The sequence below is a fragment of the Acinetobacter sp. YH12231 genome (genome assembly GCF_013417755.1).
Lineage (GTDB): Bacteria > Pseudomonadota > Gammaproteobacteria > Pseudomonadales > Moraxellaceae > Acinetobacter > Acinetobacter amyesii.
In genome coordinates, this window is sequence record NZ_VPDJ01000009.1 from 33,572 (window position 1) to 45,711 (window position 12,140).

Here is a 12,140-nt window from a genome sequence, read left to right on the forward strand (position 1 = left end):
TATTGCCTCTGAGCGTAAGCCATGATGATTTGCCGCATAAATTGTGACAACTCCGCCCTCTTTAAGTGGATTTTCAATCTGCTAATGTCCTTGTTTATCCACTTTGACCCGTGTAAAAGTTTCACCGACCGAAATGATCACCCATGTTTTTGGCTCTGCCGTGCCAGTTAAAAGGTCATTTAGTCCTGTCACTTCTGGTGTTGAGGGAATATGCTGATGCTGTGATTTCCCCTGAATCAGCAACTGCTTTATTTCAACTTGTCCCAAAATATTTTTTAAAATACTGTTTAAATCTCTCATCTTTTGCATAGCACCCTCAAATCACATCATTATATTTTTTAGGAAACTGCCTTCCCAAACTCAATTTAAGAGAATTATTTAAATAGTCAATTTTATTTAATCTTTGTTTTTAAAAGTTTTTCTTAAAGTGTGATGCATTAAACTTAAACATAAAAAAACCAGCTCAGAAGCTGGTTTTTTTAAAGCTGCCTTAATTATTTAATTTTGGCATGATCTTTTAGATAACGTGTGTAGTCATCAAATTCTTGCTGACCACGAAGCTGTTGATAAAGTTTTTTTAACTCATCTAACTGCTCACCCGTTAATGCCTCATCAGATTGTTTGTTCACTGCAGTCACAGCAACCACAACCAACTCATTTGGTAGATTTGTAGTCGTAACAGACCAATGACCTGCTTTCGGCGCTTTTACACTAAATGCAGCACGTTGAATTTCGCGTTTCAACAAACCATCAGCACGAGTGAAGGTACCCGCATTTTCAAAGTTTAAATTGCCTTTCGCGACTGAAGCAGCAGGTTTTGCAGCAAACTCTTTCAATGTCGCTTGAATCTGGGCTTTTGCAGCATCAGACGCTTTCTTTTCAATCAGCTGAGTTTTCACATGCGCTTTCGCTTCAGCTAAGGTTTGAACACCTGCAGCATGGTAGTTACGCACTTTCACCCAAACTACATCACCGTTTTTCAACTGAATGCTCGATGAAACATTACGTTCACCATTTTTAACATCATCGTTAAACAATTTAACTTTGACGTTTGCATCACTTAAAACTGGATGTTGCGATGCTAATGTTAAGCCATTCAATGATTGAACTTTTACACCTTTCACTTCTTGACCCACGACATCAAGGGCATCACTGCTCACAACCATATCATTGAGGCTGTTTACAGTGTCAGAAAAAACATTGGCTTTTTTCGAAGCAGCGACTTCTGCTTGTAGACGTGCCTTTTCCTGTTCAAATGAAGCCACTTTTACAGCTGGCGCCACTTTTTCGATCAAGTGATAACCACTGTCTGTTTTTACTGGAGCAGTCACTTGACCAGCTTGAGCACCTTCAACTGCAGCATCAAACGCATCACCAAACACACCTTTTTCATAAGCAACCAGTTCACCACCTTTTGCTTTAGATTCCGGATCTTCAGAGAATTGCGCTGCAGCTTGGTCAAAGCTTAAACCCGCTTTAATTTTAGCTTGAACACTTTCAGCCAGTTTTTTAGCTTCGACATCTGAACGACTGTCTGCAGTGATCATGATGTGCTTAACGAGTGGTTTAACTGACTTCTGTGCATTCTCAACAAAGCTGTTATACGCTTCTTTCAATTCAGCATCAGTTGCAGCTTCTACTGGTGCAGTAATATTGGCAGGTGTTAATACGACAAAATCAGCATCAACACTGGTTGCTTGCTTAAATTTGTTTTTATGCTGCTCATAATAAGCGGCAATTTCAGCATCAGATACTTTTACATTTTTCTTGTAATTTTCAAGATTAATGCTCGCCAACTGAATACTACGTTGTTCCGTTTGTAAGTTCGCAATTTGCAAGATATCAAGCTTACTCACCAATGCATATTCCATAAATGTAGTAGACAACATTTTTAAAGCATGGTCTTTACGTAAATTATCAATGAATGTGCGGTTCGTCATACCAATCGATTCGAGGTATCTCCCAAACGCTTCATCTGAAAATTGACCATTGACTTGGAAGCTTGGCTGCTGATGAATCATTTGCACAATTTGTGCATCACTCAAGCTAATGCCTAATTTATCAGCTTGTTGCAATAACAATTGGCGTGAAACCAAGGTATCCATCGCTTTATTGCTAATGAAATTTTGATTCAATAATGTTTCATCACCCTGAGCATATGCCAGATATTGTTCTTTTAATGAGTTCGTCAGTGCTTCGAGTTCTTTTTGAGAAATTTCAGTACCGTTTACAGTCTTTGCTGCATCTTTAGATCCACCACTAAAATATCCTTCAATACCTACAAGTGCTAAAGGGGTTAAAAACAAAACGAGCAAGACCTTGCCCAGCCAACCCTTAATGACTTTACGAAACGATTCCATAAGTATTCCAATATTTTATTTGCGGTGAATTTTAACCGAAAACCCGAGATGAATGAATGCGATATATCAATTAATCACATTTACCAATAAAAAACGCGCCAAATAATGGCGCGTCTCATGTGCTTAATAAGCTTAAGCTACAGAATCTTTCAAGCCTTTACCAGCTTTGAAGCTAGGAACTTTGCTTGCTTTGATTTCTAAAGTCGCACCAGTTTGTGGGTTACGACCAGTACGTGCAGCGCGTTCTTTAACGCTGAAAGTACCGAAACCAACTAAAGTAACTGTATCACCAGCTTTTAATGCATTGGTAACTGCAGCAATTGTAGCATCTAAAGCTTTACCGGCATCGGCCTTAGATAATCCCCCATTTTCGGCAATTGCATCAATTAATTCTGATTTATTCATGAAAATTACGTCCTCTTAATATCGTTTATTTAAGGTTCAAGAATTTGTATAAAACGCCATAACGCCTTTATAGCAATGCTTTAGGGTTAAACGCAATACTCATCAACCTCTTTTTATAGAATTTTTTGACGAAAAAAACCTTGAAAATTCGATAATAGTAAAAAAGTTAGTGTTTTTTTAGTATTTCGGCCCTCAGTTGGGCATTTTCTTCGGCCAATTGGTCAACTTTAGTATGTAATTGAAGTATAAGCCTTTCTAAGTGCTGTAAATCCTTTACAGTCACCAATCCTAAACGGTTTAAAGAATGATTAACACCATTATCTAAAATTTTTTCTACTTTATCTTTCGTATCGGTTACAGATTCTTTGGCTTTTTCTGAAACTTTTTCGACAGTTTGATCTGCAATATCAATCGTTTTGGACTCAAGCTCCTCTCCAACTTTGACTAAAGAGTCAAAAAGCTTATTTCCTTCACCCTCAGCACGTGAAAAAGCACCTAATCCAGCCAACCAAATCTGTTTGGTATATTTGCGAAAATCCATTTTAGAGCGACGATCAGAATGACTACGTACGCGAGTTTTAGCCGGCTTTTCTGATGTTTCTTGCACATCGTCAATTATGCTTTCTGTATTTTCCATAATCCGCACTTCTCCTGATTATTTTATGTGCACAACAACATGTGATTCTTCATTTTAATAGCATAATAGCAAACATATGACTTGATAGATTGATTAAACTGTTCTACAAAGCTGGTGAATTACCAACTTTTTGGTATATTCTAAGTTCCTCTAGAGCAGGATGCTCAATTTCCAGTGCTTTCATATTTTAACAAGGACATTTTTTTTATGAGTGATACGCAACAAACACAAGCTCAACCACATTTGTTGCTTACTATGACCCTGATTGTTTTAGAAACGATTTTTACTTTCATTTTAAAACATGACCGCGTTGTAGCATTACAAGCTAAAAAATTTGTTGATCAAAAAGTCGCACTTAAGATAAATAGCTATATCCCTTATTTTGATTTTTATGTTCAGTTTACTGAACACGGTATTCTTTTCGACACAAAATCCCCAGATAAAGCGATCGACCTTGATGTCCGTACGACACTAATGGATTTGGTGAAAATCTTTGTCTTTGGTAATCGTAAAAGCATCAAAACCATGCGTATCGATGGTGATGTAGTTCTAAAAGATGAATTTCGTGATCTGGTTTCATTATTTAGTGTGCCGAAAATTTTATCTGACTGGAAACACTGGCTGTCTGAACCTGTCGAAGAAAACGATATCGTTGCGTCTAAAAAACGTATTGCCCCACTTTTAGAAAAAATCGAACAGCAACGCTCAAAAATCAACACGCTGCAAGTTGAAGTTAAACAATACAAAAACCGTATTAAGCGTATCGAACGTCGTCAAAAACGGATTAATATCGCTTTTAGTCTAATATCTGTTCTTTTAATAACGTTATTAGTGTATAATGTGTGGTTCAAATAAATATATAATTTTTCAGACAAAATAAAACAAATAAACAATCTCAAAAAAACTTGACTATTTTAGTCAGGATTCATAAAATCTGCACATCTAGACTTAACATGTGTATCGAATCATGCGCTTAACAACTCGCGGTCGCTACGCAGTGACTGCTCTACTTGATCTAGCTTTGCAGCCAACTGAACAAACGATCACTCTTGCAGAAATTGCAGCTCGTCAAACCATTTCAGTGGCCTATCTTGAGCAGTTATTTGCAAAATTAAAGCGTCACGGCTTAGTTTCCAGCATCCGTGGAGCAAACGGTGGTTATCACCTTGCTCGTAGTGCTGAAGACATCACTGTTTTGGAAATTATTGAAGCTGTAAATGAAACAGTTGATGCAACCCGTTGTGACCACAAAGGCAACTGCCAAAATGGTGCAATGTGCTTGACTCATGATTTATGGCAGGAACTCTCCCACCACATTGCCGATTATCTTGCAAAAATCACCCTTGCTGACCTTGTAGCACGCGATAACGTTCAAACCGTATCAATTCGTCAAAATTCAGCAAACTTTGATTCAGCCCTTTTATCGGTTACAGGTATTTGACATGAAGCGTCCTATTTATCTTGACTATGCAGCAACTACACCTGTAGACCCTCAAGTCGCAGAACGTATGATGGAATGTCTAACGTTTGACGGTACTTTTGGTAATGCAGCTTCTCGTTCTCATGCTTACGGCTGGCAGGCAGAAGAAAAAGTAGAATATGCACGTGAACAAGTTGCTAATCTAGTAAAAGCTGATCCACGCGAAATCGTTTGGACTTCTGGTGCAACTGAATCTGACAACCTTGCGCTTAAAGGTATTGCTCAGTTCTATGCATCTAAAGGCAAGCACATTATTACAAGTAAAATTGAACATAAAGCAATTCTTGATACTTGCCGCGAGCTTGAAGAAGAAGGCTTCGAAATTACTTATCTTGAGCCAGAAGCAAAAACAGGTTTAATCACACCTGAAATGGTTCAAGCAGCCCTTCGTCCAGATACAATTCTTGTATCTTTGATGATGGTGAACAATGAAATCGGTACAACTACAGATGTAGCTGCAATCGGTGAATTGACTCGTGCAAACAAAACTTATTTCCATGTAGATGCTGCGCAAGCTGCTGGTAAAGTAGAAATTGATCTTTCAACAATGAAAGTTGATTTGATGAGTTTCTCTGGCCACAAAATCTATGGTCCTAAAGGTATTGGTGCTCTTTATGTACGTCGTCAACCACGTGTACGTATTAAAGCGCAAATGCACGGTGGCGGTCATGAACGTGGTATGCGTTCAGGTACGCTAGCGACTCACCAAATCGTGGGTATGGGCGAAGCGTTCGAACTTGCAGGTAAAAACCTTCATGCCGAACAAACTCGTATTCGTGTACTTCGTGACAAACTTTGGAATGGCTTGCAAGGTCTTGAACAAGTCTTCCTGAACGGTCACCCAGAATACAACGTTGCAAACTATCTAAACGTCAGCTTTAACTTTGTTGAAGGTGAATCGTTAATGATGGCACTTAAAGATTGCGCAGTATCTTCTGGTTCTGCATGTACATCAGCAACTTTAGAGCCATCTTATGTACTTCGTGCATTGGGTCTTTCAGATGAATTGGCTCATAGCTCGATTCGTTTCAGCTTTGGTAAATACACCACTGAAGCCGATATTGACCATGTACTTGAAATTACCAAAGCAGCAGTTGAAAAACTACGTGATCTTTCACCGCTTTGGGACATGTACAAAGAAGGTATCGACCTTAATTCTGTAGAATGGGCTGAACACTAATTCATCCCGGTGAGATAGCTTTTATTTTAAGGCTATCTCATTGATTAACGTAATTTCACCCCCATATTAATCTTAAGGCTGACCCCGAGGTTTGGAGAAGCATCATGGCTTATAGCGAAAAAGTAATTGATCATTACGAAAACCCTCGTAATGTTGGTGTTTTAGACAAAAATGCAGAAAACGTTGGTACAGGTATGGTCGGTGCACCAGCTTGTGGCGATGTTATGCGTCTACAGATTCAAGTTGATGACAATGGCGTAATTGAAGAAGCTCGCTTCAAAACTTACGGTTGTGGTTCAGCAATTGCATCTAGCTCATTAGTAACAGAGTGGCTAAAAGGCAAAACTCTTGATGAAGCTCAAGCAATTAAGAACATTGATATTGCAACTGAACTTGCACTTCCACCAGTAAAAGTACACTGCTCTGTACTTGCTGAAGATGCAATCAAAGCTGCTGTAGAAGACTACCGTAGCAAGAAAGTAAAAGCTTAATTGTTTACGTGTTTTAAAAAAGATTAACGGAGTTTTCATGATTCATTTAACTGAAAATGCTGCAACTCATATCAGCAATTACATCAAGAATCGCGGTAAGGGTGAAGGCATTCGCGTTGGCGTGAAAACTTCTGGCTGTTCTGGTTTAGCTTATGTACTTGAGTTTGTCGATGATATTGACACGCATGACCAAGTATTCGATCAGTTTGGCGTAAAAGTATTCGTTGACCCAAAAAGCTTAGTTTATCTCGAAGGTATGGAGATGGACTATGTGAAAAATGGATTAAACGAAGGTTTTGAATTTAATAACCCAAATAAAAAAGGCGAATGTGGCTGCGGCGAATCGTTTACGGTTTAAGCCTTTTCCACGCTCCTTTTTCGCATTAAAACAGTGTAAAATTCACTGTTTTAATTGCATTTAAAGCAACACTTTTTGCACCTCTATTGCGGACACCATCTCCCATGAATCATTTTGAGTTGTTTAACTTACCTGTAGCACTCGATATTGATTTAGCAGTTTTAAAATCTGAATTTTTAAAGTTGCAGCAACAATATCATCCAGATAAAGCCGAAGACAAAGATCTAGCCCTGATTAAATCCAGTGAGATTAATCAAGCATTTAAAGCTTTATCCAATGTTGATAGCCGCGCTGCATATCTATTAAGTCTCAAAAAACAAGATTATCACCTTGATCAATCAATTAGTGATTTTGAGTTCCTACAAGATGCCTTAGAAATTCGTGAACAGTTAGATGAGGCAGGCTCTGCTGATGACCTCACTTCACTTAAAACTGAAGTTCAGCAATGGATTGACGGTTTGGTTCGTGAATTCAAGATTGATTATGACGACGAAGACTGGGCTGAAGCACGTGATACCGTACGTAAATTACGCTTCTTCCAAAAAGTAATGGCTGACATCGATAAAGCTGAAGATCGCTTCTTAGACGACGATAGCTTTGATTTAGACGATGATTTTTAATTTATTTTTTATATTTGACGTTCAAAGGATGTAACACACATGGCTCTCTTGCAAATTGCAGAACCTGGTCAATCAAGTGCGCCGCATGAACACCGCATCGCAATTGGTATCGATCTTGGGACTACACACTCTTTAGTAGCCACGGTACTTTCTGGTAAAGCGAAAGTGCTTAACGATGAACATGGTCGTGTGTTACTCCCTTCTATTGCACACTATGGCGAATCCACTACGCAATATGGTGACGACGCAAAGGCATTCTTAACGACTGATCCTAAAAACACCATCGTTTCTGTAAAACGCTTTATGGGTCGCTCTAAGGCAGATATTAAATTCCAACACCCGTACAACTTAGTCGGTGAAGCGAATGAAATGCCTGCTTTTGAAACTGCACAAGGTCGCAAAACACCAGTTGAAATTTCTGCTGAAATTTTAAAACAACTTAAAGACCGTGCAGAAAGCAGCTTAAACAATCCAGTAAATGGTGCTGTCATTACTGTGCCTGCCTATTTTGATGAAGCACAGCGTCAAGCAACGCGTGATGCAGCACAGCTTGCAGGCTTAAATGTACTCCGTCTTTTAAATGAACCGACTGCTGCGGCAGTGGCTTATGGCTTAGACCAAGACACCAATCTTGCACATGATCAAAACTATGTGATCTACGATCTGGGTGGTGGTACTTTTGACGTTTCAATTTTACGTTTCTCTCAAGGTGTTTTTGAAGTTCTAGCAACGGGTGGCCACACGGCGCTTGGTGGTGATGACTTAGACCGTCTGATTGTAAAATGGGCAAAAAAACAACTGAATATTGAAACTTTAGATGATGCTGAATATGCCCATTTCATCGTTTCTGCTCGTAAAGCAAAAGAAGCTCTAACCGAGGCCGAATCTGTAGAGCTTAAAGTCCTTGATCAATCATTGACTTTAGACCGCCCTACTTTTGAATCCATCATCAAAGTTGCTTTGGATAAAACCATCAGCGTTTGCAAACGTGTCATGCGTGATGCCAAGCTTGAGCTCAGCGATATTCAAAATGTGGTATTGGTCGGTGGTTCTACCCGTTCATATGCTGTGCAAAAAGCTGTTCAAGATGTCTTCAATCAAGAACCACTCTGCACAATTAACCCTGATGAAGTTGTGGCCATTGGCGCGTCGATTACAGCAAACCAACTTATTGGTAACTCTAAAGATGGTTCATTGCTTTTAGACGTCACTCCGCTTTCTTTAGGTTTAGAAACCATGGGCGGTTTGGTTGAGCGCCTTATTTCGCGTAATACAGCCATTCCAGTGGCGCGTCGCCAAGAATTCACAACCTATCAAGATGGTCAAACAGCGATGTTAATTCATGTTGTACAAGGTGAACGTGATCTGGTTGAACATTGCCGTAGTCTAGGTCGTTTTGTACTTCGTGGTATTCCACCGATGACTGCAGGTCAAGCACGTATCGAAGTGACTTTCCAAGTTGACGCAGATGGTTTATTGACGGTGTCAGCCAAAGAAACCACTTCTGGTGTGCATGCTCAAATTGACATCAAACCTTCTTATGGTTTATCTGATGCCGACACTGAACGCTTACTGGTTGATGGTTATAAGTTTGCTGAAGAAGACAAAAACTTACGTCATCTTCAAGAAACCAAAGTTGAAGCAAAACGTGAACTTGAAGCACTTGATCAAGCACTTAAAGTGGATGCTCAACTCCTCAGCCAAGAGCAACTCAGTTCCCTCACTTCTGCACGCAGTGTTTTAGATGCTGCACTTGAAACGACTGATATCAAAGCTATTGAACATGCTGTAGAACAGCTTAAAATACATAGCGATGCATTTGCTGCAGCTCGTATGAATCAGCACATTGATGCCGCACTGAAAGGCACAAAACTCGATGACTGGTCAAACTCAAATTAATTTATAGGTCAAGATTATGCCACGTATTAAAGTACTGCCTCACGCAACAATCTGCCCAAACGGCGCTGAGTTTGAAGTCGAATCAAATGCTAACCTTTGCGAAAGCATGTTAAAAAACGGCATCAAAATTGAGCATGCATGTGATATGTCTAAAGCATGCACCACTTGCCATGTGGTTGTACGTAAAGGTTTTGATGGTCTAGATGAAATGGATGATGTCGAAGCAGATCTTCTCGATCGTGCTTGGGGGTTAGAACCAGACTCTCGTCTGTCATGCCAAGTAAAAATTGAAGATGAAGATTTGGAAATTGAAATTCCCAAATACACCATCAACCATGCTTCAGAAAATCATTAATTTATAGATAATTTTCTATAATCAAAAAGCCAGTTCATCGTAACTGGCTTTTTATGCATAAAACTATTCAACAATTCAAAAAAAAGAAGACGTTTTGATAAAAGAATGAATTGAGTTATTTTTACAATTTAAGGCAATACGATTAGATCTAATTTATATAATGTATATGTGAAATTAAGAGTGCGATTCAGTTTTTTTGACTTCTTCGATCACTTCATCTTCTAAATTCAGTTTTACGATACCAGCAGAGTTGGTCATTCTTTGCTGAGTTTGTAAGCGTTGAATCATACGTTCTAAAACATGTATTAGTTCAGGATATTCAAAGTTTTGCACTTCATCTAAGTTCAATAATAGATTGAAGCCTTTATATTCGTAATCGAACCAACGTTGATAATCTGTTTTCTGTGAGGTGTATTTTTCCATCACTTGCCAAGTACGTACTGGGCCTTTGATACCTTTTAAGAAGATCGGTGCTTTAGGTGCACATAAATAGTCATTTTTCACTAAATGATGCGTATCGTCTGAAATCAAAATTTCATCGACTTCGGCCGCACTTTGCAATCGTGCAGCCAAGTTCGCATCACGACCCACGATGGTATATGCCATACGGTGAGCTGCACCATAGTTCCCAACGTGGCAATACCCTGTAGAAATACCCATACGAATGTGTAGCGGCGGATAACCCATTTTAATCCAGCGTTCACGCAGTAACTTCATTTGCTGACGCATGACCATTGCCATCTCTAAACAGGTTTTTGCATCTTGCTCTACGCCTTGGCTATGTGGATCACCAAAGAAGATTAGAATTGCATCCCCCATAAATTTATCGACAGTCGCTTCATACTGCTTGGCAATTTCAGTCATATGACTCAAATAGTCATTGAGTAGAAATGCTAAATCGTCTGGGATTAATGTTTCAGAAAGCTCGGTAAATCCTTGGATATCTGAAAAGAAAATCGTGAGTTTTTTACGTTTATATTCGATTTTAGCTTCAGACTCACCTTTCATAATCGATTGCCAAAGTTGCATTGGCGCATAACGACTCAGCTGATTGGCGAATTCCATATAACGATTCATCTGATCATAATAATGGTTCTTTTTATTACTCAAAGACTGAACTTGGGTATGTTGATAAAAAGTCCCCACACTGAAATATGTAATTAAGCACAGAAAGCCAAGAACGGTTAATTCACTACTGGTCGATTCAAAATATTCTTGAAAACCAAATATATAAATATTACATAAATAGAATACAGTGACGCCTACAATCCCTGCCAACGACATCATTAAGAAATTGATCTTGTTATAGATTGTTGTGTATAGCAGCGCAAAAACCGCAAGAAAGGTTAAAACAAGACTTAAATGTACCGCAGACATCAGTACAGCAATAACGATGATATCGATCAGAAACAGCACATTGCGTTTAGTTTGATTGCTATATCGATAAATTAGCCAATGAGAAAACTTAGGAACGACTAAAATCAGAAAAAATAAAAATGCAGGAATATAGATTTGATAATGCGTATCTGGCTGAGTGTAATGATAGACAACAATCACCAAAGACAGCATGATATATCCCATCAAACGATGAAAATATTCAAACTGTTTAGGCTCTTTGCTGATTAAATTGTCTAACGGCACTCGATCGCCCCCATACGGACACTCATTCTTCTACTATCCTGATATTGTCCGTAAATCGGGATTAGTCCATACGCCAATCGAAAGGCATATCGCCTTGACCACGTAGTGCAAGCATTAGTGTTTGGCGCATATGTGCCAAGACATCATTGTTATAAGGAACTGCTGGCGTACCCCAAACTGGTTTCGGCCAAGCCACATCATTTTGATAACGAACAACATGATGAAAATGTAATTGTGGAACCATATTACCCAATGCAGCTACATTCATTTTGTCTGCACGGAATACACGTGACAATTGGCTTGATAACCAGCTTGATTCACGTAAAAACTGCTCTTGGTCTGCCTGACTTAATTCATAAAGCTCTGTAATTCCCGGAACACGTGGAATCAAAATAAGCCACGGGAATTGCATATCATTCATCAAACGACATGTTGACAGAGGAAAGTCGCCTACATAAAACGTATCTTGAGCAAGTTGTGGATGTAAACTAAACATATCTTTATAAATGATGCAAAATTAGAATGATGGCTAATACTATCACATCCTTATGGGTGTGAATATTCTGTACAGAACGTTTCATTACAAATAAACCGCATTTGAATAAAACGTTGCTTGCTTATGACTCTAATAAATTTTTCAAAAAAATCAAGCGTTTCTTCTATATAAAAAACACGCATAAAAATCTACTCATTCTAAACAAGCAATTTATACGC

Annotated in this window: 14 protein-coding genes; 8 read left to right on the forward strand and 6 right to left on the reverse strand. The window is 38.8% G+C overall.

The features are described 5' to 3' along the window. Positions 1 to 81 precede the first annotated feature (81 nt). From FTV11_RS06595 to FTV11_RS06610, 4 genes are all read right to left on the reverse strand, one after another. Positions 82 to 309: a hypothetical protein gene (locus FTV11_RS06595; protein WP_180026247.1), complete on the reverse strand. Its 228-nt coding sequence runs from the start codon at positions 307 to 309 to the stop codon at positions 82 to 84. Positions 310 to 494: 185 nt separating this feature from the next. Continuing rightward, a complete protein-coding gene (locus FTV11_RS06600; protein ID WP_180073612.1) occupies positions 495 to 2,360 on the reverse strand; it encodes a SurA N-terminal domain-containing protein in 1,866 nt (621 codons plus the stop codon). 132 nt (positions 2,361 to 2,492) lie between these two features. Then, the gene (locus tag FTV11_RS06605; RefSeq protein ID WP_078188662.1) at positions 2,493 to 2,765 is read right to left on the reverse strand and encodes an HU family DNA-binding protein; all 273 of its coding nucleotides are present in this window, start codon (positions 2,763 to 2,765) and stop codon (positions 2,493 to 2,495) included. 166 nt (positions 2,766 to 2,931) lie between these two features. Further along, positions 2,932 to 3,402, reverse strand: a complete 471-nt coding sequence (locus tag FTV11_RS06610) for a phasin family protein (protein WP_180073613.1) — start codon at positions 3,400 to 3,402, stop codon at positions 2,932 to 2,934. A 207-nt stretch (positions 3,403 to 3,609) separates the two neighbouring features. Between FTV11_RS06610 and FTV11_RS06615 the strand changes: the two genes are divergently transcribed. The 8 genes from FTV11_RS06615 to fdx all read left to right on the forward strand — a co-directional run bounded on the left by FTV11_RS06615 (position 3,610) and on the right by fdx (position 9,785). Continuing rightward, entirely contained in the window at positions 3,610 to 4,257 is a 648-nt protein-coding gene (locus tag FTV11_RS06615) for a hypothetical protein (RefSeq protein WP_078188664.1), read from the forward strand. 112 nt (positions 4,258 to 4,369) lie between these two features. Beyond that, complete coding sequence (locus FTV11_RS06620) at positions 4,370 to 4,843, forward strand: Rrf2 family transcriptional regulator (RefSeq protein ID WP_078188665.1); 474 nt, start codon at positions 4,370 to 4,372, stop codon at positions 4,841 to 4,843. Between the two features lies 1 nt (position 4,844). Then, the gene (locus FTV11_RS06625) at positions 4,845 to 6,062 is read left to right on the forward strand and encodes an IscS subfamily cysteine desulfurase (protein WP_078188666.1); all 1,218 of its coding nucleotides are present in this window, start codon (positions 4,845 to 4,847) and stop codon (positions 6,060 to 6,062) included. A gap of 104 nt (positions 6,063 to 6,166) precedes the next feature. Next, a complete protein-coding gene (gene iscU, locus FTV11_RS06630) occupies positions 6,167 to 6,553 on the forward strand; it encodes a Fe-S cluster assembly scaffold IscU (RefSeq protein ID WP_078188667.1) in 387 nt (128 codons plus the stop codon). A gap of 37 nt (positions 6,554 to 6,590) precedes the next feature. Further along, positions 6,591 to 6,911 (forward strand): iron-sulfur cluster assembly protein IscA, encoded by a 321-nt coding sequence (gene iscA, locus FTV11_RS06635; RefSeq protein ID WP_078188668.1) that lies wholly within the window; start codon positions 6,591 to 6,593, stop codon positions 6,909 to 6,911. A gap of 104 nt (positions 6,912 to 7,015) precedes the next feature. Continuing rightward, on the forward strand, positions 7,016 to 7,531 hold the full coding sequence (hscB, locus tag FTV11_RS06640; RefSeq protein WP_078188669.1) for a Fe-S protein assembly co-chaperone HscB: 516 nt from the start codon (positions 7,016 to 7,018) through the stop codon (positions 7,529 to 7,531). A gap of 39 nt (positions 7,532 to 7,570) precedes the next feature. Next, positions 7,571 to 9,430, forward strand: a complete 1,860-nt coding sequence (hscA, locus tag FTV11_RS06645) for a Fe-S protein assembly chaperone HscA (protein WP_180026249.1) — start codon at positions 7,571 to 7,573, stop codon at positions 9,428 to 9,430. 16 nt (positions 9,431 to 9,446) lie between these two features. Continuing rightward, entirely contained in the window at positions 9,447 to 9,785 is a 339-nt protein-coding gene (gene fdx, locus FTV11_RS06650) for an ISC system 2Fe-2S type ferredoxin (protein ID WP_078193483.1), read from the forward strand. 174 nt (positions 9,786 to 9,959) lie between these two features. On the opposite strand, the gene FTV11_RS06655 is transcribed toward fdx, so the two are convergent. Then, positions 9,960 to 11,426 (reverse strand): adenylate/guanylate cyclase domain-containing protein, encoded by a 1,467-nt coding sequence (locus FTV11_RS06655; RefSeq protein ID WP_180073614.1) that lies wholly within the window; start codon positions 11,424 to 11,426, stop codon positions 9,960 to 9,962. 61 nt (positions 11,427 to 11,487) lie between these two features. After that, positions 11,488 to 11,922 (reverse strand): HIT domain-containing protein, encoded by a 435-nt coding sequence (locus tag FTV11_RS06660; protein ID WP_067762788.1) that lies wholly within the window; start codon positions 11,920 to 11,922, stop codon positions 11,488 to 11,490. Between the last annotated feature and the right edge of the window lie 218 nt (positions 11,923 to 12,140).